Annotated in this window: 21 protein-coding genes and 1 other RNA gene; 13 read left to right on the top strand and 9 right to left on the bottom strand. The window is 60.7% G+C overall.

The genetic code is table 11. The annotated features are described in order from the left end of the window. The first annotated feature begins 365 nt into the window (after window positions 1-365). The 8 genes from BVH74_RS17035 to BVH74_RS17070 all read left to right on the top strand — a co-directional run bounded on the left by BVH74_RS17035 (window position 366) and on the right by BVH74_RS17070 (window position 7,140). Window positions 366-956: an amino acid synthesis family protein gene (locus tag BVH74_RS17035; RefSeq protein ID WP_080051260.1), complete on the top strand. Its 591-nt coding sequence runs from the start codon at window positions 366-368 to the stop codon at window positions 954-956. A gap of 25 nt (window positions 957-981) precedes the next feature. Then, entirely contained in the window at window positions 982-1,815 is an 834-nt protein-coding gene (locus BVH74_RS17040) for an alpha/beta fold hydrolase (RefSeq protein ID WP_080051261.1), read from the top strand. Continuing rightward, a complete protein-coding gene (locus BVH74_RS17045) occupies window positions 1,812-3,293 on the top strand; it encodes an aldehyde dehydrogenase (RefSeq protein ID WP_080051262.1) in 1,482 nt (493 codons plus the stop codon). Before BVH74_RS17040 ends, BVH74_RS17045 begins: the two co-directional genes overlap by 4 nt. A gap of 13 nt (window positions 3,294-3,306) precedes the next feature. Next, window positions 3,307-3,792, top strand: coding sequence for a flavin reductase family protein (locus BVH74_RS17050; RefSeq protein ID WP_080051263.1), 486 nt, complete (start codon window positions 3,307-3,309; stop codon window positions 3,790-3,792). A 103-nt stretch (window positions 3,793-3,895) separates the two neighbouring features. Next, complete coding sequence (locus BVH74_RS17055) at window positions 3,896-5,335, top strand: NAD-dependent succinate-semialdehyde dehydrogenase (protein WP_080051264.1); 1,440 nt, start codon at window positions 3,896-3,898, stop codon at window positions 5,333-5,335. Window positions 5,336-5,353: 18 nt separating this feature from the next. Continuing rightward, window positions 5,354-5,743, top strand: coding sequence for a carboxymuconolactone decarboxylase family protein (locus BVH74_RS17060; protein ID WP_080051265.1), 390 nt, complete (start codon window positions 5,354-5,356; stop codon window positions 5,741-5,743). Between the two features lie 76 nt (window positions 5,744-5,819). After that, on the top strand, window positions 5,820-6,572 hold the full coding sequence (locus BVH74_RS17065) for a GntR family transcriptional regulator (RefSeq protein WP_080051266.1): 753 nt from the start codon (window positions 5,820-5,822) through the stop codon (window positions 6,570-6,572). A 4-nt stretch (window positions 6,573-6,576) separates the two neighbouring features. Then, window positions 6,577-7,140: an NUDIX hydrolase gene (locus BVH74_RS17070; RefSeq protein WP_080051267.1), complete on the top strand. Its 564-nt coding sequence runs from the start codon at window positions 6,577-6,579 to the stop codon at window positions 7,138-7,140. A 7-nt stretch (window positions 7,141-7,147) separates the two neighbouring features. On the opposite strand, the gene BVH74_RS17075 is transcribed toward BVH74_RS17070, so the two are convergent. Beyond that, on the bottom strand, window positions 7,148-7,435 hold the full coding sequence (locus BVH74_RS17075) for a DUF1330 domain-containing protein (protein WP_080051268.1): 288 nt from the start codon (window positions 7,433-7,435) through the stop codon (window positions 7,148-7,150). An 81-nt stretch (window positions 7,436-7,516) separates the two neighbouring features. Here BVH74_RS17075 and ribBA point away from each other — a divergent pair, with 81 nt between their 5' ends. After that, window positions 7,517-8,626 (top strand): bifunctional 3,4-dihydroxy-2-butanone-4-phosphate synthase/GTP cyclohydrolase II, encoded by a 1,110-nt coding sequence (ribBA, locus tag BVH74_RS17080; protein WP_080051269.1) that lies wholly within the window; start codon window positions 7,517-7,519, stop codon window positions 8,624-8,626. 41 nt (window positions 8,627-8,667) lie between these two features. On the opposite strand, the gene BVH74_RS17085 is transcribed toward ribBA, so the two are convergent. Beyond that, window positions 8,668-10,614, bottom strand: a complete 1,947-nt coding sequence (locus BVH74_RS17085; RefSeq protein ID WP_080051270.1) for a methyl-accepting chemotaxis protein — start codon at window positions 10,612-10,614, stop codon at window positions 8,668-8,670. Between the two features lie 200 nt (window positions 10,615-10,814). On the opposite strand from BVH74_RS17085, the gene BVH74_RS17090 reads away from it, so the two are divergent. Next, window positions 10,815-11,858, top strand: a complete 1,044-nt coding sequence (locus BVH74_RS17090; RefSeq protein ID WP_080051271.1) for an LLM class flavin-dependent oxidoreductase — start codon at window positions 10,815-10,817, stop codon at window positions 11,856-11,858. A gap of 155 nt (window positions 11,859-12,013) precedes the next feature. On the opposite strand, the gene exaC is transcribed toward BVH74_RS17090, so the two are convergent. Continuing rightward, on the bottom strand, window positions 12,014-13,534 hold the full coding sequence (gene exaC, locus BVH74_RS17095) for an acetaldehyde dehydrogenase ExaC (protein WP_080051272.1): 1,521 nt from the start codon (window positions 13,532-13,534) through the stop codon (window positions 12,014-12,016). A gap of 153 nt (window positions 13,535-13,687) precedes the next feature. Continuing rightward, on the bottom strand, window positions 13,688-14,422 hold the full coding sequence (locus BVH74_RS17100) for a substrate-binding periplasmic protein (RefSeq protein WP_177344551.1): 735 nt from the start codon (window positions 14,420-14,422) through the stop codon (window positions 13,688-13,690). A 133-nt stretch (window positions 14,423-14,555) separates the two neighbouring features. Between BVH74_RS17100 and BVH74_RS17105 the strand changes: the two genes are divergently transcribed. Next, a complete protein-coding gene (locus tag BVH74_RS17105; RefSeq protein ID WP_080051273.1) occupies window positions 14,556-14,849 on the top strand; it encodes a hypothetical protein in 294 nt (97 codons plus the stop codon). 225 nt (window positions 14,850-15,074) lie between these two features. Then, window positions 15,075-15,935, top strand: a complete 861-nt coding sequence (locus BVH74_RS17110; RefSeq protein ID WP_080051274.1) for a pirin family protein — start codon at window positions 15,075-15,077, stop codon at window positions 15,933-15,935. Window positions 15,936-15,983: 48 nt separating this feature from the next. Here BVH74_RS17110 and recR read toward each other — a convergent pair whose 3' ends face one another. The 4 genes from recR to ffs all read right to left on the bottom strand — a co-directional run bounded on the left by recR (window position 15,984) and on the right by ffs (window position 19,091). Next, on the bottom strand, window positions 15,984-16,583 hold the full coding sequence (recR, locus tag BVH74_RS17115) for a recombination mediator RecR (protein WP_080051275.1): 600 nt from the start codon (window positions 16,581-16,583) through the stop codon (window positions 15,984-15,986). Between the two features lie 10 nt (window positions 16,584-16,593). Continuing rightward, window positions 16,594-16,920 (bottom strand): YbaB/EbfC family nucleoid-associated protein, encoded by a 327-nt coding sequence (locus BVH74_RS17120; protein ID WP_080051276.1) that lies wholly within the window; start codon window positions 16,918-16,920, stop codon window positions 16,594-16,596. Between the two features lie 17 nt (window positions 16,921-16,937). Then, window positions 16,938-18,890: a DNA polymerase III subunit gamma/tau gene (gene dnaX, locus BVH74_RS17125; RefSeq protein ID WP_080051277.1), complete on the bottom strand. Its 1,953-nt coding sequence runs from the start codon at window positions 18,888-18,890 to the stop codon at window positions 16,938-16,940. Between the two features lie 104 nt (window positions 18,891-18,994). Beyond that, window positions 18,995-19,091, bottom strand: an RNA gene (gene ffs / locus BVH74_RS17130) — signal recognition particle sRNA small type. Between the two features lie 142 nt (window positions 19,092-19,233). Between ffs and arsB the strand changes: the two genes are divergently transcribed. Beyond that, window positions 19,234-20,289 carry an ACR3 family arsenite efflux transporter gene (gene arsB / locus BVH74_RS17135; protein ID WP_080051278.1) on the top strand — a complete coding sequence of 352 codons (1,056 nt, stop codon included), beginning with the start codon at window positions 19,234-19,236 and terminating at the stop codon, window positions 20,287-20,289. Here the strand turns inward: arsB and BVH74_RS17140 are convergent. Next, window positions 20,273-20,971, bottom strand: a complete 699-nt coding sequence (locus BVH74_RS17140; protein WP_205890268.1) for a hypothetical protein — start codon at window positions 20,969-20,971, stop codon at window positions 20,273-20,275. The two genes, arsB and BVH74_RS17140, sit on opposite strands and share 17 nt — an antisense overlap. Window positions 20,972-21,005: the final 34 nt, after the last annotated feature.

Consider the following 21,005-nt stretch of genomic DNA (forward strand, 5'->3'; position numbering starts at 1 on the left):
GTCGTCTCCTTTGTTTTTGTCATTGAACCGACGGCTCAGCCGGCCCCGATCCGAACATGCCAGATCTTCATTAGCCGCCGGGCGGCCCCGGCAAGACACATGAAATCTGAACCCCTTTGTGGCCTCTGAACCCTGATCGGGGACGAAAGCCATATCAAGCGTATTATGGTATACCATCATCCAAAACACCTTTTCAACGCTTTATTTTCGTCATCCTGATCAATGGCATTTACTTGGGTATATCTCGGAAATAAAGGGCATACAAATCAATCCGACGCTTGACTTGCCAATATTGTATTATGGTATACCATGAATAAATACCGGACTGGCCGGTCAACAACACCCTCACCCAGCAGGAGTACCCAATGAGTTTCGAGATTCGCAAGATCGTCAGCTACAGTGAAGAAACCCTGATCGAAGGCGGCAAGGCGACCGACAAGCCGGTGACCATGATTGGTCTGGCCGTAGTCATCAAGAACCCCTGGCTCGGGCGCGGCTTCGTTGAAGATCTGAAGCCGGAAATCAAGGCCAACTGCTCGGAACTGGGTGCCATGATGGTAGAGCGCCTGACGGCGGCAATCGGCGGGGCCAACAAGATCGAAGCCTACGGCAAGGCCGCAGTGGTCGGTGCTGACGGTGAAATCGAACACGCTTCAGCAGTAATCCATACCCTGCGCTTCGGTAATCACTACCGCCAGGCGGTCGACGCCAAGTCTTATCTGTCGTTCACCAACAAGCGCGGCGGCCCGGGCACTTCGATCCAGATCCCGATGATGCACAAGGATGACGAAGGTCTGCGCTCACACTACATCACCCTGGAAATGCAGATTGAAGACGCCCCGCGCGCCGATGAAATCGTCGTGGTTCTGGGCGCCTCCGATGGTGGCCGCCTGCACCCGCGGATCGGCAACCGCTACATCGACCTGGAAGAACTCGCCGCTGAACAGGCGCAGTGATCCGCCGGCTAGTCAGGAACAATAAATGATTCGGCTTACCACTCAATACACCCCGGCCGGTACCAGTTATCTGGTAACCGGCCAAGGCAGGCCCGTGGTGTTGATCCACGGCGTGGGCCTGAACAAGCACATGTGGGGCGGCCAGATCGTAGGACTGGCGCCACACTTTCAGGTAATTGCCTATGACATGCTGGGCCATGGCGACAGCCCCAGGCCTGACGCCAACGGCGGACTAGAGGCCTACGCCGAGCAACTGCGCGAGCTGCTGGCGCATCTGAACATCGCCAGCGCCACCGTGGTCGGCTTTTCCATGGGTGGTCTGGTGGCACGTGCCTTCGCCCTGGAATACCCTGAACATCTGGATGCCCTGGTGGTACTCAACAGCGTGTTCAATCGCAGCCCTGAACAACGTGCCCGGGTTATCGACCGGACTCGCCAGGCTGCCGAACACGGCCCGGACGCCAACGCCGAAGAAGCTTTGTCGCGCTGGTTCAGCCGCGAATACCAGGCTGCCAACCCGGCGCAGGTCGCCGCCATTCGCCAGACTCTGGCCAGCAACGACCCGCAAGGCTACCTGACCACCTATGAGCTGTTCGCCACCCAGGACATGTATCGGGCAGACGATCTGCACAGTATCCAGGTACCGGCCCTGATCGCTACTGGCGAACTGGACCCCGGCTCAACACCGCAGATGGCACAGCAACTGGCCGAGCGCATGCCGCGCGCGCGCCATGCGGTATTGCCGGAGCAGCGGCACATGATGCCGGTAGAGTCGCCACGGCTGGTCAACCAGTTGCTGCTCGACTTTTTTCAGCAGGCCAACAGCCTGTGCAACCCAGCAAAGGGGGTATTGGCATGAAGCTGGAACGTTTTCAGATGTGCATCGACGGCCAGTGGGTCGATGCTCTGTCCGGCAACACCTTTGAGAGTCTGAATCCGGCTGTGGCCGAGCCTTGGGCGGTCCTGCCCGATGCCGATGAAGCCGATGTCGAGCGCGCCGTCCAGGCCGCTCAGCGGGCTTTCGAGAACCCGGCCTGGCGCGGGCTGAACGCTACTGCCCGGGGCAAGTTGCTGCGCCGTCTGGGCGACCTGATCGCCGAGAATAAGGAACACCTGGCGCAACTGGAAAGCCGCGACAACGGCAAGCTGATCCGCGAAACCCGCGGTCAGGTTGGTTATCTGCCAGAGTTTTTCCATTACACCGCCGGCCTGGCCGACAAGCTTGAAGGTGGCACCCTGCCGCTGGACAAGCCCGACCTGTTTGCCTACACCGTGCACGAACCGCTGGGCGTAGTGGCCGGGATCATTCCCTGGAACAGCCCGCTGTATCTGACCGCGATCAAGCTGGCCCCGGCCCTGGCCGCCGGCAACACCATTGTGCTCAAGCCCTCCGAGCACGCCTCGGCCACCATTCTCGAACTGGCGCGTCTGGCGCTTGAAGCCGGGATTCCGGCCGGAGTGGTGAACGTGGTTACCGGCTTTGGCCCAAGCACCGGTGCCGCCCTGACCCGCCACCCGCTGGTGCGCAAGGTTGCCTTCACCGGCGGCACCGCGACCGCCCGTCATGTGGTGCGCAGCAGCGCCGAGAACTTCGCCAAGCTGTCGCTGGAGCTGGGCGGCAAGTCGCCCAACATCATCTTTGCCGATGCCGATCTGGACAGCGCCATCAATGGCGTGGTGGCCGGTATCTATGCCGCCTCCGGACAAAGCTGCGTGGCCGGCTCCAGATTGCTGGTACAGGACGAAATCTATGACCAGTTCGTCGAACGCCTGATTGAGCGGGCCAAGCGTATCCGCATCGGCAACCCGCAGGACGAAACCAGCGAAATGGGACCGCTGGCTACCGCCCAGCAGTTGGAGGTGGTCGAAGGCCTGGTTGCCGACGCTCAGGCCGAGGGCGCTCGACTGCGCCTGGGGGGCAAGCGCGCAAACATCGACAGCCAAGGCTGGTATTACGAGCCAACCCTGTTCGAATGCGACAGCAACTCGATGAAGATCATGCAGGAAGAAGTCTTTGGCCCGGTTGCCTCGGTAATCCGCTTCAAGACTGAAGCCCAAGCCCTGGCTATTGCCAACGACTCGCAGTTCGGCCTGGCCGCCGGCATCTGGACCCGCGACCTGGGTCGCGCCCACCGCCTGGCTCGGGACGTGCGCTCAGGAATCATCTGGGTCAACACCTACCGGGCGGTCTCGGCCATGGCGCCGATTGGCGGCTTCGGCAACAGCGGCTATGGCCGCGAGAGCGGGATCGATTCGGTCCTGGCCTACACCGAACTCAAGACGGTCTGGATCAATCTGTCGCAACAGCCGATGCCCGACCCCTTTGTCATGCGTTAAGCGGAGAACCGAGATGATCGATCCCAATGTCTACAAAACCGTAATGGGCTCCTTTCCCTCCGGTGTGACCGTGGTCACCACCCTGGACACGGAAGGCGATATCGTCGGCATCACCGCCAGCGCCTTCAGCGCCCTGTCGCTCGATCCGGCGCTGGTACTGTTCTGCCCCAATTACTCATCGGACACCTATCCGATTCTGCGCGACAGCAAGCGCTTCGCCATTCACCTGCTCAGCGCCGAGCAGCAGACCGAGGCCTACGCCTTTGCCAAGAAAGGCAAGGACAAGACCGCCGGCATCGAGTGGCGCATGAGCGAGCTGGGCAACCCGCTGCTGGATGGTGCCACCGCCATCATCGAGTGCGAACTGTGGCGCGAGTATGACGGTGGCGATCACGCCATTATCGTCGGCGCGATCCAGAATCTGATCGTCCCCGAAGACGAGGTGGTGCCGATGATCTACCACCGCGGCAAGCTCGGCGCCCTGCCCGCGTTCGCCTGAGTTTCCATTTGGTCGCGCCCGGCCCCTCATCGGGCGCGGCCTGTTTTATTCATGCCCCTGACCGGCCCATGGCCGGCAGTGGGCAGCGTTTGACGGAGCCAACATGAACCCACTGTTTCGCCAACAGGCCTTTATCGATGGCCAGTGGCTGGATGCCCAGAACGGCGCCACCACCACGATCACCAATCCGGCCAACGGTCAGGCCATCGGTCAGGTGCCCAACATGGGAGCCACAGAAACCCGTCAGGCGATTGCCGCCGCTAACCGGGCCTGGCCAGCCTGGCGGGCGTTGACCGCCAAGGAGCGCAGCACCCTGCTGCGCCGCTGGCATGCACTGATGCTTGAGCAGGCCGACGCCCTGGCCGAGCTGCTGACCCTGGAACAGGGCAAGCCGCTGGCCGAGGCCAAGGGTGAAATTCTCTATGCCGCCAGCTTTATCGAGTGGTTTGCCGAAGAGGCCAAGCGCATCTATGGCGATACTATCCCCAGCCACAAGTCCAATGCCCGGATCATCGTCAGCAAGCAGCCCATCGGCGTGGTGGCGGCAATCACCCCCTGGAACTTCCCCGCGGCAATGATCACCCGCAAGGTTGGTCCGGCGCTGGCCGCTGGCTGTCCATGCATCATCAAACCGGCGCCGGAAACCCCGTTCACCGCTCTGGCCCTAGCAGCGCTGGCCGAGCAGGCCGGGATTCCGGCCGGCATTATCAACGTGATCACCGGCGATGCGGTCGCTATTGGTGGCGAGCTGACCGCCAGCGCCGATGTCCGCAAGCTGTCGTTCACCGGCTCGACGCCGATCGGCAAGCTGCTGATGGCACAAAGTGCCGATACCCTGAAAAAGGTTTCGCTGGAACTCGGCGGCAACGCGCCGTTCATCGTCTTCGATGACGCCGATATCGACCGCGCGGTCGAGGGCGCGCTGATCGCCAAGTTCCGTAACGCCGGGCAGACCTGCGTCTGCGTCAATCGCTTTCTGGTGCAGAGCGGCGTCTATGACACCTTTGCCCAGCGGCTGGCAGAGCGGGTGGCGGCCTTCACCATCGGCGACGGCTTCGGCGATGGCGTCAGCATTGGCCCGCTGATCAACGAGCGTGCGGTCAGCAAGGTCGAGGATCATGTTCAGGATGCGCTGAGCAAGGGTGCCAAGCGGCTGTGCGGTGGCGAGCGCCATCCGCTCGGGCATGGTTTCTTCCAGCCTACCGTGCTGGCTGACGTCAGCGCTGACATGAAGGTGGCCAGCGAGGAAACCTTCGGTCCGCTGGCCGCGCTGTTCCGCTTCGACACCGAGGAACAGGCCATTGCCATGGCCAACGCCACCGAATACGGACTGGCAGCCTACTGCTATACCCGCGACCTGGGCCGCGCCTGGCGCCTGTCCGAAGCGCTGGAATATGGCATGGTCGGCATCAACGAAGGGCTGATTTCCACCGAAGTAGCGCCCTTTGGCGGCATCAAGTCCTCAGGACTGGGCCGCGAAGGGTCGAAATACGGTATCGAAGACTACCTGGAAATCAAATACACCCTGATGGGCGGGCTTTAAACTGCCGGAGGATTGGTCATGAGCAACGAAAAATACACCCGCGGTCTGGAGATTCGCACCCAGGTTCTGGGCCAGGAATACGTCGATAAGTCGCTGCAGAACGCCGATGAGTTCAGCCGCCCACTGCAGGAACTGGTCACCGAGTACTGCTGGGGCCATGTCTGGGGCCGCGAAGGCTTATCCCTGAAAGAACGCAGCATGATAAACTTGGCCATGATTTCGGCGCTGAACCGGCCCCATGAGCTGAAACTGCACATTCGCGGTGCCCTGCGTAACGGCCTGAGCCCTGAGCAAATCCGTGAAATTCTGTTGCAGGTCGGCATCTACTGTGGCGTACCGGCTGCGGTCGACAGCTTCCGCATCGCCCGTGAGGCGCTTGCCGAGGCCGACAACGAGGCCCAGGGCTGAAGCACGAAAACCGAACCGGCGGCGTCCCGATACGCCGCCTTCAGCCCTACGGATAGCCATAACCAGAGCGGACCCTATGAAACGCCTGCCACTCGACGATACTTTCAAGATCAATCGCACCCCCGTGACCCTGCGCGAAATCGTGCTGGATAAACTGCGCGGGGCTATCCTCAATTTCCAGTTGCTGCCCGGCGACCGGCTGGTGGAGCGTGATCTGTGTGAACGCCTGGGCGTAAGCCGCACCTCGGTACGCGAAGCCTTGCGCCACCTCGAGTCCGAAGGGCTGGTGGAGTTCGACGGCAGCAAGGGACCGCGCGTCGCTATCATCACCCTGGAAGATGCCCGCGACATCTACGAGCTGCGCTGCGTGCTCGAAGGGCTGATCGTGCAGTTGTTCACTCTCAACGCCAAGGCCAAGGACATTCGCGCCCTGGAACGCGCACTGGAAGAAAACCGCAAGGTGCTGGAAAGTGGCAACCTGCAACAGGTGCTGGATTCGGTGCAGGGCTTCTACGACGTGCTGCTCGAAGGCTCGGGCAACCAGATCGCTGCCGCCCAGTTACGCCTGCTGCAGGCCCGGATCAGCTACCTGCGCGCCACCTCGGTCTCCCAGGCCAATCGCCGGGACGCCAGTAACCATGAGATGGAACGTATTGTTGAGGCGATCAAGAGCGGTGACCCGATGGTTGCCCACCAAGCCTCGGTCGACCACGTCCGCGCTGCTGCCAAGGTGGCTCTTGAGTATCTCAAGTCCAAGCAGGGTGAGCAGGGAGACATGCGCGAGTTCGTTACCCCCATCGCTCTGAAAGAGCCCCGCATAGGACGCTAGCACCATGCGTACGCCCCGCTTCTGCCCGCAATGCGGTGGGTCCACCCTGCAGCGCGGCCTACCGCCGGGTGATACCCATGAGCGGCTGATCTGCATGGGTTGTGGCTATATCCATTACGAGAACCCCAAAGTCATCACCGGCTGTATCATCGAGCAGGAAGGCAAGTACCTGCTGTGCCAACGAGCGATAGCGCCGCAGGCCGGCACCTGGGTGTTGCCGGCAGGGTTCATGGAGAATGGCGAAACCACTGAACAGGCGGCGCTACGCGAGGTCTGGGAAGAAAGCGGCGTGCGGGCTGAAATCCTCTCGCCCTACTCGATCTTCAGCGTGCCGAAGATCAACGAGGTCTACATCATCTTCCGCGCCATCGCCCTGGAAATCACTGGCCAGTATGGCCCTGAGACCGCCACCTGCCGGTTTTTCGCTCCCGAGGATATCCCCTGGGACAGCATCTACTACCCGGCCATCCGACAGATTCTCGAGCGCTACATCTGTGAACGCCAGGCTGGCGTCTATGGCATCTACGTCGGGAATGACGACACCGGCATGGTGCACTTCATTCACTGACAGCCGCTCACAGACCTTCGACGATAATCACCTCGGCCTCGGCCACCCCTTCACGCTGCGCCTTGGCCTGCTGGTATTCGGCCGAGTGGTAACAGGCGATAGCCTGCTCATAGGAATCGAACTCGATCACCACGCTACGCTGTGGCGTGGCTCGCCCCTCCAGTGCCTCGGACCGGCCACCCCGAGCCAGCATACGTGCGCCATACTTGGCGAAAGCCGCTGGCGCCAGGCGGATGTATTCGCTGTACTGATCAGGGTTGCTGACGTTGACGTGGGCAATCCAATAAGCCTTCATACTGACCTTCTGAATTCGTGGTAATTTGGTATTATGGTATACCATTAATACGATAAAACAGCCAGACCAGGAGCACCCGTCATGCCATTCGACCGCATCGAAGACATCATTGAAGACTTCCGCCAGGGCAAGATGGTGCTGCTGGTTGACGACGAAGACCGCGAGAACGAAGGTGACCTGTTGCTGGCGGCGGAAAAATGCACCACCGCAGCGATCAACTTCATGGCCCGTGAGGCCCGCGGCCTGATCTGCCTGACCCTGACCGAGGAGCATTGCCAGCGCCTGGAACTCAGCCCCATGGTGCCGCATAACGGCAGCCCGTTCGCCACCGCGTTCACCGTCTCGATCGAAGCAGCCCAGGGCGTCACTACCGGCATTTCCGCCGCTGATCGGGCCCACACCGTTCTCACCGCGGTAGCACCGGATGCCCGCGCTGAAGATCTGGTGCAACCAGGACATATCTTCCCCCTGCGAGCCCGTGAAGGCGGAGTGCTGACCCGCGCCGGACACACGGAAGCCGGCTGCGACCTGGCCCGGCTGGCGGGCCTGACCCCAGCAGCGGTAATTGTCGAGGTCATGAACGAAGACGGCACCATGGCCCGACGACCCGAGCTGGAGATCTTCGCCAAGCAGCACGGCATCCGTATCGGCACCATCGCCGACCTGATCCATTACCGGCTTAGCACCGAGCACACCGTTACCCGTATTGGCGAGCGCGAAATGCCAACGGTGCATGGCAACTTCCGCCTGGTGACCTACGAGGACCGCATCGAAGGCGGCGTTCACATGGCGATGGTCATGGGCGATATCCAGCGTGAACAGCCGACCCTGGTGCGGGTCCATGTCATCGATCCGCTGCGCGATCTGGTTGGTGCCGAATACACCGGCCCGAAGAACTGGACCCTGTGGGCAGCGCTGGAAAAAGTCGCCGAGGTCGGTCATGGCGTCGTAGTGGTGCTGGCCAACAACGAATCGTCCCAGGCCCTGCTGGAACGGGTGCCGCAACTCACTCAGCCACGCCGGCCCTACAACCGCTCCCAGTCACGAATCTATTCCGAAGTCGGTACCGGGGCGCAGATTCTTCAGGACCTGGGCGTCGGCAAACTGCGCCACCTGGGCCCGCCACTGAAATACGCCGGCCTGACAGGCTACGATCTGGAAGTAGTGGAAAGCATCCCGTTCGAAAGTTGAACAGGATCAGGGCCGTCACTGACGGCCCTGGAAACCTGGACTCAGGTCTTGAAGCGTCGAACCAGACTATTGAGAGTATCCGACAGACCAGTCAGGGTCTGGGCATCGGCCCGGGTGGCATCGGCCAGTTCAGCCACCTGCTGTGAGTCACCGTGGATCTGACTGATGTGGCGATTGATGTCTTCGGCAACCTGATGCTGCTCTTCAGCCGCTGTGGCGATCTGGGTATTCATATCGCGGATCCGGTCCACCGCCTCGCGAATCAGCTCGAAGCTCGAGCGCGCCTCGCTGATTGAGCTGACCGTCTGCTGGGACACCTCCAGGCTACTGTGCATCTGCCGGGCGGTAGCCTGGGTGCGCTGAGCCAGACGACCAAGCAAATCATCAATCTCTTCGGTGGAGTCGGCCGTACGCTTGGCCAGCGCCCGCACCTCATCGGCCACCACGGCAAATCCACGCCCTTGCTCACCTGCCCGGGCAGCCTCAATCGCGGCATTGAGCGCCAACAGGTTGGTCTGCTCGGCAATCGCATTGATGGTGCCAAGAATCGACTGGATGGCATTGCTGTCCTGCTCCAGTTGCTGCATTGCCTGAGCCGCCTGTTCAATCTCGCCACTCAACCGGCCAACGCTGTCAACCGACGCATCGATCTGCTGTTGCCCGGCATGCGCCTGACTCTGCCCTTGATCGGCCGAGTTGGCGGCCTGACTGCAGGAGCGGGCCACCTCATTGGCGGTCATCACCATTTCATGGAAAGCGGTCGACACCATATCCACCGCCTCACGCTGTCGGGCCGCCACCTCGGCCAGCTCCTGGGACACCTGAGTGGCACTGCCTGAGCTGCTGTGGATTTGCCCGGCCGCCTGGGCGATACGCTGCACCAGTTCGCGAATGGCGCCGAGAAACTGGTTGAACCAGCCCGCCAGTTGCGCGGTTTCATCCCGGCCACGCACCGCCAGATTGGTGGTCAGATCGCCCTCCCCCTGAGCTATCCCCTCAAGCCCATTGCTAACCGCCTGGATCGGCCGGGTAATCAAGCCCGCACTCAGGGCCCCCAGAGCGGCAAAAGCGAATGCGGCCAGGGCGGCAATCAGGGCAATGATCCAGGTCAGTCGGGTTGCGCCGGCCATCACCTCCTGCTCGCGGATCAGCCCAATGAACTGCCAGCCCAGGGCCTGCGAGGTATAGACGTTGGCCATATAGCGCTCGCCGGCCAACTCCACTTCGACCGAACCACCGTTGGCGGCTGCCAGCCTGGCATAACTGGGCCCAAGATCGGCCAGTTGACGAAAGTTGTTCTCTGGCCGGCGCGGATCGACCAGTACGGTGCCGTTACTTTCGATCAACATCAGATAACCGCTCTGCCCCAACTCGATATCACGAACGATATCGGTAAGCTGCTGCAGTGATACGTCGATATTGACCACTCCACCCTGATTGCCCAGGCGGTTGGAGAAGCTGCGCACCGTGCTGACCAGTACCACATCATCATCAGCCCAGTAGTAGGCTTCGGTGCGCTGGGCCTTGCCCGGCTCGGCCATAGCCCGCTGATACCAGGGCCGAGTGCGTGGATCGTAGTCGCTCAAATTGGGGTCGCCGGGCCAGAACAGGTAGCCACCTTCACGCGTTCCCAATGACACATAGGCATAGGCAGGATGGCTGGCGGCCAGCCCCGCAAACAGCTCAAACACCGCCCGGTCCTGCTCACCTTCGGGCTGACGGGCGCTGCGCGCATCGACATAACGCTTGAACTCTCCGTCAATGTTCTTCAGCAGCGGATGCGCCGCTAGGAATTCAACATTCTGACTGATGCCCTCAAAAAACAGCTGCATGGCGGTTTCGACCTGCCGGATTTCGCGCCCACTGCTATCAATAAAATCATCTCTGGCGGCTTCACGCAGGTTCAGTACAACCAGCAACGCCACCAGCATGACCGGCAAACTGGCAATGATCGCAAACGTCATGATGAGCTTGTGTCGGATGCTCATGGCCCCTCCCTAGATAAACGGTACGGTGAAATGGTTTTAAGATATCCCGTATTATGGTATACCAATATCCAGTGATCTGCTGCACTTTGCTAGTACGCCAAGATCAGGCGTGATCGACACCCGATAGCCGCGCAGGGACACTTAAACCAAGCCGGCCAAACGATGGTCAAACCAACAAGTACAGGTTCGAGGACAGTCATATGAAGTTTTCATTGTTCGTGCATATGGAGCGCTACGACGATCAGGTCAGCCACCGGGAGCTTTTTGAAAACCTCACCGAACTGACCCTGATGGCCGAAGCCGGTGGGTTCTCCACCGTCTGGATCGGCGAACACCACTCGATGGACTACACCATCGCCCCCAGCCCTATGCCGCTGCTGGCCAACCTCGCCGCTTGTACCACTACCATTCGCCTGGGTGCCGGCACTCTGATCGCCCCGTTCTGGCACCCCATTCGGGCTGCCGGCGAGTGCGCCCTGCTGGATGTGATCAGCAATGGCCGGATGGAAGTGGGTCTGGCCCGTGGCGCCTATCAGTTCGAGTTCGACCGCATGGCAGGCGGCATGCCGGCCACCGACGGCGGTCAGCATCTGCGTGAGATGGTGCCGGTGATCAAGGCACTCTGGCAGGGTGACTACGCTCACGATGGCGCGCTCTGGAAATTCCCGACCTCGACTTCCTCACCGCGCCCGATCCAGCAGCCGCATCCGCCGGTCTGGATTGCCGCACGCGATCCAGACTCGCACAACTTCGCGGTCAAGAATGGCTGCAACGTGATGGTCACCCCGCTGATGAAGGGCGATGAGGAAGTGGTCGACCTGAAGAACAAGTTCGACACCGCACTGGCCAACAATCCGGACGTCCCCCGCCCGCAGATCATGGTGCTGCGGCATACTTTTGTGCACAGTCCGGATCAGCCGGATGGCTGGAAAATCGGTGCTGAAGGCATCTCGCGCTTCTACCGCACCTTCGACGCCTGGTTCGGCAACAAGCAGATACCAGTCAACGGCCTGCTGCCGCCCAGCCCGGAAGAGAAGTTCAAGGAGCGCCCGGAGTTCGAACTGGAGAACATCCGCAAGAACACTATGGTCGGCACACCGGACGAGATCATTGCCCGCCTGCGTCACTATCAGGAACTGGGAGTGGACGAATTCAGCTTCTGGACCGACAACACCCTGTCGCACGAAGAGAAGAAGAAGTCACTCGAACTGTTCATCAACCACGTAGTGCCAGCGTTTCGCTGAGAACTGGCCGCGCTCTGAACAGGGAGTGCGGACAAAAAAATGCGCGGCCGAAGCCGCGCCAATCTCACGAACATTAGGACAACGACCGGGCTCTGCCGAGCCCGGGTATCGCAATCATGGCCGGAGGAGCAGGACCGGCCATGATTTACCCAGGCTTAGAAGAAGCCCAGCGGGTTCACGTCGTAGCTGATCAGAAGGTTCTTGGTCTGCTGGTAATGGTCGAGAATCATCTTGTGGGTCTCGCGGCCAACACCGGACTTCTTGTAACCACCGAACGCGGCATGTGCCGGGTACATGTGGTAGCAGTTGGTCCATACCCGACCAGCCTGGATGCCGCGACCCATGCGGTAGGCGCGGTTGATGTCGCGGGTCCAGACCCCGGCGCCCAGACCGAACTCGGTGTCGTTGGCGATCGCCAGCGCTTCTTCCTCGGTCTTGAAGGTGGTGACGCTGACCACCGGGCCAAAGATTTCTTCCTGGAAGATACGCATCTTGTTGTGACCCTTGAGCAGGGTCGGCTGGATGTAGTAGCCATTGCCCAGCTCATTGTGCAGGTGCTCGGCACCACCACCGATCAGGAACTCGGCACCCTCTTCACGGGCCACTTCCATGTACGACAGGATCTTGTCGAACTGCTGCTCGGAAGCCTGGGCACCAACCATGGTCTCGGTATCCAGCGGGTTGCCGCGCTTGATTTGACGGGTACGCTCGACCACCCGGGTGATAAAATCGTCGTACATGCTTTCCTGAATCAGCGCACGCGACGGGCAAGTGCAGACTTCGCCCTGGTTGAAGAACGCCAGCACCATGCCTTCAACGGCCTTGCTGATGAACGATTCTTCAGCCTGCATAATGTCGGCGAAGTAGATGTTCGGCGACTTGCCGCCCAGCTCCACGGTAGAAGGAATAATGTTCTCGGCGGCGCACTTGAGAATATGCCGGCCAACCGGGGTCGAGCCAGTGAACGCCAATTTGGCGATACGCTTGCTGGTGGCCAGCGCTTCGCCAGCTTCACGGCCGTAGCCATTGACGATATTGAGCACGCCGGGCGGCAGCAAATCAGCGATCAGCTCGGCAAATACCAGGATGCTCAGCGGAGTCTGCTCGGCCGGCTTGAGCACGATGCAGTTACCAGCAGCCAGAGCCGGCGCCAGTTTCCAGGCAGCCATCAGCAGCGGGAAGTTCCACGGAATGATCTGCCCAACCACGCCCAGCGGTTCGTGGAAGTGGTAGGCAGCGGTGTTTTCGTCGATCTCGGCGGCAGTACCTTCCTGAGCACGAATACAACCGGCAAAATAGCGGAAGTGGTCGGCTGCCAGCGGGATATCGGCATTGAGGGTTTCACGCACGGCCTTGCCGTTGTCCCAGGTTTCGGTGACAGCCAGCTTTTCCAGGTTCTGCTCGATACGGTCGGCAATCTTCAGCAGGATATTGGAACGGGCCTGTACCGAGGTCTTGCCCCAGGCATCCTTGGCGGCATGGGCGGCATCCAGAGCCTTTTCGATATCTTCGGCGGTGGAACGCGGGATTTCACAGACTGCGCCGCCAGTCACCGGAGTGGTGTTGGTGAAATACTGACCTTTGACCGGAGCAACGAATTCACCGTTGATGAAGTTGCCGTATCGGTCCTTGAAAGTAACGACGGAGCCGGGTGCTCCAGGATTGGCGTAGATCATTGTTATGTCCTCTGAGCTTGCCTGACCCATCACGGGCCAAGTCATGAGTCGATACTAGGACTGCCCGGCGGGTGCGTGTATGCGTCCTTGGCAGGGACGACTTCGTTATTTAGTAGTAGGCAGGCGCCAGAACAGCGGTCTATTAAGGCTAGCTCAGAAATCCGCATACCGTGCTTCGATGCGCTGATAACGGCCACTCTCGCGCAACCGTTGCAACCCCAGATTGAAGCGGTCACGCTTGTCCGGATCGGTGAAGCCGACGCTGTAAGGCGATGGCGGAAATAACCGGTGCACGCGGATCGGCTGCCGGGTATCGACCTGATCGCCAATCTCATGATTGAAGGCCTGAAAAATTCGCAGATCAGCAATTACCACATCGACCCGGCCGGCATACAGCAACAGGTTGCGAATAACCTGGCGGGCCTCCTCACGATAGCGTGGATTGCTCACAGTCATGGCCTGGAACTCCTCGCCGAGCAGAAAGCGAGCCCGCTGAAAGGCACTGACCGAGTAATTGCCCAGCTCGCCGATACTGCCCAACTCGATCTCGCGCCGGGCAAGAGTGATAGCCACATTCTGGTACTCGACATAGGGCACAGAGTAGAACGCCGGAATACCACTGACCGGGCTGGTGGTAGCAATCGCATCCAGCTCACCGCGCGCCAGCAGCACATGCAAACGCTCCATTGGCCCGTAGTAAAGCTCCATCTGGAATCCGGCCAGCTCAAAGGCAGCCTTGATCAGATCGTGCTCCAGCCCACGGAGCTGCCCCTCATAGATATAAGGTGGCTTATGGGTGCCCATCCCTACACGCAAAACCTCAGCCCAGCTCACCCCGGACTGCAGCCCAGCCAGCAACAGGACACACGCGACGATAAGTCCTCTCATGCACTTATCCTAGCTCGGACCTGTCGCCTTTTCCGGGTGCGTCACATGGACCCGGTGCCAAACCATGGTTGGAGGAACGCAGCCAAGCGGCTACCATAACCCTTTATCGCCTACGGGCATTACGAGGTAAGACATGAAAATTCGCTCTACCCTGGCCATCAGTTGCGTGCTGGCCCTGCTCAGCCAGCCCAGCCTGGCCTGCTCGCCGGAAGACGCCATCGAGATGGCTGAGAAAGTCGCCCAGACCATCAACCGCATCGCTGCCGGCGATCCGGACAAGGCCAACCAATTGCACACCCAACTGCTGGAGCTGCAACAACGCGATCCAACCCGCAGCGAACATGGTCCCTGCCGCGCCTATGAGCGGATCATTGAGGAACTGGAAGCCCGGGAACGTGGCGAGAGCCCAGGCGAAACATCGAATTAATCGATGCTTTTGGTGGATTTTTTGCGCTATTAAACCAAAAAATCCACTTATAGAATGGCCACATATCTAAAGGGTGTTTACAAATGTCACGAGCGACGGCCAGGCAAGGCGAAATCAGCCGAACAAGCGCAGTTTACGTGGTGTAAATGAGCATTGTGAGGCTGATTTCAACGCTGCATGGCCGAGCGCAGTAATTTGTAAACACCCTCTTAATGGAGGTGAGCCATGCACAAACGCGATGTGATTGAACTGCTTCAGGGTCGTCCAGCCTCCGATGGCGACGGCGTCAAACTGGTACGTGTATTCGGCGGCCAGGGCCCGGAACGTTTCGACCCTTTCCTGATGCTCGACGAGTTCGGCTCCGATGAGGCTGCCGACTACATTGGCGGCTTTCCGCCGCACCCGCATCGCGGCTTCGAAACCGTGACTTACATGCTCGAAGGCAAGATGCTGCACGAGGACCACATGGGCAACCAGGGTTTGCTGGAGTCCGGTGGTGTGCAGTGGATGACCGCCGGGCGCGGCATCATTCACTCGGAAATGCCGCAGCAAAGCTCCGGCCGCATGCGCGGGTTCCAGCTTTGGGTCAACCTGCCGGCCAAGGACAAGATGCAGCCTGCCAGCTATCAGGATCTGCCACCCTCGGCCCTGGCCGAAGGGCAATTGCCCGGCGGTGGGCAGGTGCTGGTGATTGCCGGCGAGTTGACCATCAACGGGCAAACGCTGTCAGGGCCGATTCAGGGCAAAGCCACCGAGCCGCTGTACCTGGACCTGCATCTGGGTGCCGACGAAGCACTGGAGTTGCCGCTGGAAAGCCAGCTCAACGTGCTGCTGTATGCCTATGAGGGTCAGGTCAGCGTGCACGGCGAGCAGCGCAGTGCCGAACTGGCACCCAAGCAATTGGCACGGCTGGGCCAAGGTGGCGGGGTTAGCCTGCGTGCCGGTAGTTCAGGGGCGCGGTTGCTGCTGATTGCCGGCAAACCGATCGGCGAGCCGGTGGTGCAGTATGGTCCGTTCGTGATGAACAGTCGTGAGGAGATCGAACAGGCCCTGCGCGACTACCGCGACGGCCGCCTGGCCAGCTGACCCACAGCCCTGTTTCGTGGCCCTCGGCCACGAAACAGGGCGCCAGCATCAACCAATCGGGGTACGCCCGGCCAAGGCATGGGCCAGCGTACCGCCGTCAATATATTCCAGCTCACCGCCCAGCGGCACACCGTGAGCAATGCGTGAAACCTTGATACCACGCGGTTTGAGCAGATTGGCAATATAGTGCGCGGTGGCCTCGCCTTCCACGGTCGGATTGGTGGCCAGAATCACCTCGGCCACGTCGCGATCCTCAAGGCACGCCAGCAACGCCGGAATACCAATCTCCTCAGGCCCCAGCCCGTCAATCGGCGACAGATTACCCTTGAGCACGAAGTAGCGGCCATGAAAGCCACCGGCCTGCTCCACCGCCCAGACATCAGCCGGGCTTTGCAAAATACAGAGCAAACTGTCATCCCGGCGCGGATCAGCACACAAGTTGCAGATCTCGGTTTCACTCAGGGTGCGGCAACGCGAGCAATAGCCGACGCCATCCATCGCCGCCTCCAGTGCCCGGGCCAGATGTCGGGCTACTTCACGATCGCGCTCAAGCAAATGCAGGGCCATGCGCTGGGCGGTTTTAGGCCCAACGCCAGGCAACCCCCGCAGCGCATCAATCAACTGCCGGATCAGCGGACTGAAACTCATGCAGGCAGGCTCAGAACGGCATCTTGAAGCCGTCGGGCAGATTCATCCCGGCGGTCAGACCAGCCATCTTTTCCTGATTGTTCTTTTCCAGTTTGCGCACCGCATCGTTGAACGCTGCGGCAATCAGGTCCTCGAGCACTTCCTTGTCTTCGCTCATCAGGCTGTCGTCAATGCTGACCCGGCGCACATCGTGACGCCCGGTCATAACCACTGACACCAGACCGGCACCGGATTGACCGGTTACTTCGGCGTTGGCCAGCTCTTCCTGCATTTTCTGCATTTTTTCCTGCATTTGCTGGGCCTGCTTCATCAGACCCGCCATGCCACCTTTCATCATCTGCTTGTCCTCTTCAATTATTTCGCTGTATCAATGGGCCGGATACTGTCATCGCAGATCCGGGCCGAGAAATCCCTGATCAATGCCTGGACCAGCGGGTCAGCCTGAATGCTGGCCTCGGCCTCTTTCTGCCGGGCGACCTTGCGCCGCGCCGCAGCCACGGCCGGTGTTTCCTGATCCGGGGCCTGAATCTGCACGTCCAGCGTCACCGTCTCGCCGACATGCTCGCTGAGCGCCTGCTGCAGGCGCTGACGATGATTTTCGTTGTACAGCGCGCTATGCCCAGGGTCCAGATGCAGCCGCCAGACGGTCGCTTCACGGCTGATCAACTGGCAATGGGCGGCAATGCTCTGGGTCAGACCACTCAAGCCCAAACTCGGGAACATCTCCAGCCATTCGGCGGCGATGCCGCTGGCAACCGGCAGATCACTGACCTCATCGGCTTCCGGCTCTTGCGAGGGTTGTGCTACAGACTCGGCCTCGGGTTGCCAGTCACCCAGATACTGGCTGACATCGACATCATCCTCGTCCTGCTCGGCACCATCGGGGCCATCCTCCAGCGGCGGCGCTTCCAGCCACTCTGGCGGGCTGTCTTCGACCGGCGGCTTGACCGGCGTACTCGGGTTCAGCGGCCTGGTCACATTAACAGGCAACGGCGGTTCAGCCTGGGGTTGCGGCTCAGACACTTGCCGCTCCGGGCTCGCCGGCATCGAAGGGGCTGGCGCAGGGGCCGGTGCAACTGGCTCGGCTGGCGGCAAACTGGAACTAACAACCGGTGCCGCTACCGCGGCTGGCCCTGTCGTCTGGGGATCAGCCTTGGGCTGGCTCGATCCCGGGGACTTTCCCGTCAGTGGCGTTGGCGGTGCGGCCGGACCATCTGCCTGGGTGCCTGGCCGGAACGCCAGCATGCGCAGCAAAGCCATCTCGAAGCCGCCACGCGGGTCCGGCGCCAACGGCAGGTCACGACGCCCGTGCAAGGCCAACTGGTAAAACAGTTGCACATCTTCAGCGCTGATACGCCCGGCCAGGTCCAGCACCCGCTCACGATCACCCTGGCTGTTGTCGGCAGCCTCCGGCAACACCTGGGCTATCGCCAGGCGCTGCAGGGTGGAAATCAGCTCGGCCAGCACACCGGCAAAGTCGGCGCCCTGCTCGGCCAGTTCGGCCACCGCCACCAGCAACGCCCGGGCATCATGGGCGGCCAGCGCTTCGAGCAGACCAAACACCTGGCCGTGGTCGATGGTGCCGAGCATGTTGCGCACCTCGGCAACCCGCAAGGTGCCGTTACCAAAAGCGATAGCCTGGTCAGTCAGACTCAGGGCATCGCGCATCGAACCATCGGCGGCGCGGCCCAATAGCCACAGTGACTCATCATCATGGGGAACGTTCTCTTCGCCCAACACATGGCGAAGGTGCTCAACCACTCGCTCCGGCGGCATATTCTTCAACGAGAACTGCAGGCAACGCGACAGGATGGTGACCGGCAGCTTTTGCGGATCGGTGGTAGCCAGCAGGAATTTGACGTGCTCGGGCGGCTCTTCCAGAGTTTTCAACAAGGCGTTGAAGCTGTGGCTGGAAAGCATGTGCACTTCGTCGATCAGGTAGACCTTGAAGCGCCCGCGAGTAGGCGCGTACTGCACGTTGTCGAGCAGCTCACGGGTATCCTCGACCTTGGTCCGGCTGGCGGCGTCGACTTCGATCAGGTCGACGAAACGACCTTCGTCGATCTCCCGACAAGCCGCGCACTGGCCGCAGGGTTCGGAACTGACGCCGACCTCACAGTTCAGGCACTTGGCCAGAATCCGCGCAATGGTGGTTTTGCCAACCCCACGGGTACCGGTAAACAGGTAGGCATGGTGCAGACGATTGTGATCCAGCGCGTTGATCAGGGCCTGGAGCACATGGGTCTGGCCGACCATTTCACGGAACAGGCGCGGACGCCATTTACGGGCTAGTACCTGGTAACTCATCGGGGTCCGTTCGGTCATGAATGCAAGCGGGTAATGTACCGAATGCCGGCGGACATTGCGAGGGAGAGATACGTCAGAAAACACGGCGGGGAAATTGGGGGCGACCCTACCAGCCACACCCCGGCACACGATGTCACCGCTGTGGCTGCTCCCTTCCGGGCCTGACCAGGTTCACGGCTAATCATTGCGAGGGGACCGGCAGGGCCACCATAACAAACCCGCCTTGGGCGGGCCGCGCTATTGTAACGACTTGGCGTCAGGATACAACCGCAATCTTTTCCGGGCTTTACTTATATATGGAAATACGTATATTCACATTCAACCATTTGCATGGAGCATTCGCATGTCATCAGTCACTGCCAGCAGCCCCCTTGGCCTGTTCGAGCGCTATCTGTCACTCTGGGTCGCCGGATCAATCATCAGCGGTGTAATACTGGGACAGTACCTGCCCGGTCTGTTTACCCAGGTTGCCGCCTTGGAGCTGGCCAACGTCAACCTGGCAGTAGCCGTGTTGATCTGGGTGATGATCTTTCCGATGATGGTGCAGATCGACTTTGCTGCAATCAAGGATGTCGGACGCAAGCCCAAAGGGCTGATTCTGACGCTGGTGATCAACTGGCTGATCAAGCCGTTCAGCATGGCAGCGCTGGGCATCCTGTTCTTCGAGTACCTGTTCGCAGGCTGGGTCGACCCGCAAAGCGCTCAGGAATACATCGCCGGGATGATTCTCCTGGGGGTGGCGCCCTGTACGGCGATGGTGTTCGTCTGGAGCCAGTTGACCAAGGGCGATCCGAACTACACCCTGGTACAGGTCTCGATCAACGACCTGATCATGATTTTTGCCTTTGCGCCGATTGCCGCCCTGCTACTGGGGGTGACGGATATCAGTGTGCCTTGGGAAACCCTGCTGCTTTCGGTGCTGCTGTATGTGCTGCTGCCGCTGATTGCCGGAGTCTGGACCCGCCATCGGCTGAACCAGCGTGACCCGCATGGCGTCGAGCAGTTCAGCGCCCGGATCAAACCTTTCTCAATCATGGGCCTGCTGCTGACCGTCGTGTTGCTGTTCGCCTTTCAGGCGCAAACCCTGATCGACCGGCCGCTGATCATCCTGCTGATCGCCATCCCCTTGATGCTGCAAACCTACGGCATCTTTGCCATAGCCTATGTGTGGGCCAGGTTGTGGAAGCTGCCACACAACATCGCCGCTCCGGCCTGCATGATCGGCACCTCTAACTTCTTCGAGCTGGCGGTAGCCGTCGCCATTTCCCTGTTCGGCCTGCACTCGGGCGCCGCTCTGGCCACCGTCGTCGGGGTACTGGTCGAAGTACCAGTGATGCTATCGCTGGTCTGGTTCGCCAACCGGACCCGGCACTGGTTTCCCGCTATTTCTTCAAACTGATCCAGGTGGCCTCGGCGCAGGCCACCAGCTCGCCATCGGCACGATATAGGGCAGTACCAGCGTGGTGTTTGCGTCCCTCATGCCCCAGAGCCCAGCCCAGCACCACCAGATTTTCTTCTGCTTGCACCGGAGCGATCAGCCGAGCAGCGAAACGTCCGAGCAGAGCGGCATCGGAGCGCGACTTGACGGCGAAAAAGCCGGGGCAATCGAGCGCGGCCCAGAGATATTCGTCGGCAACCCGGCCGCTGCTGTCAGCCAGATCAGCAGCCGGGCGCCAGAGCGCGGCGACCTGGCCATCAGCCACGGGGCCGGCAAAGATTCGCAGCCCATCACCGGGCTCACGCTGGGTTCCGCATACGAAACAGCCCGGCAAGCCGTGAAACACCAGCCCCTCGAAACGCTGCTGAGCCGCTTCGGCCACCGCTACCGCAGGGGCCGGTGGTACCTTGAGCTCGAACTGATAAGGGACTGCCGAGCCCAGCAACCGATCGCCCTGACGCAATTCAGCCCCGGTTTCAGTGCGCTGCAGTTGCAGCTCGGTATCCAGCGGCGGCGGCGCATGCAGGGTAACCTGACACCCTGTGTCCATGGCACTGGCCAACAGGCCAGAAACATAGCCGCCATTGCCGCTGTGCGGCGGGCCACAGAAACGCTGACGAATGATCACTGAACGAACCGACATGCTGACGCTCCAGTTAGGGCCAAAACCCCATGGT

The organism is Halopseudomonas phragmitis (genome assembly GCF_002056295.1).
GTDB classification, from domain to species: Bacteria; Pseudomonadota; Gammaproteobacteria; order Pseudomonadales; family Pseudomonadaceae; genus Halopseudomonas; species Halopseudomonas phragmitis.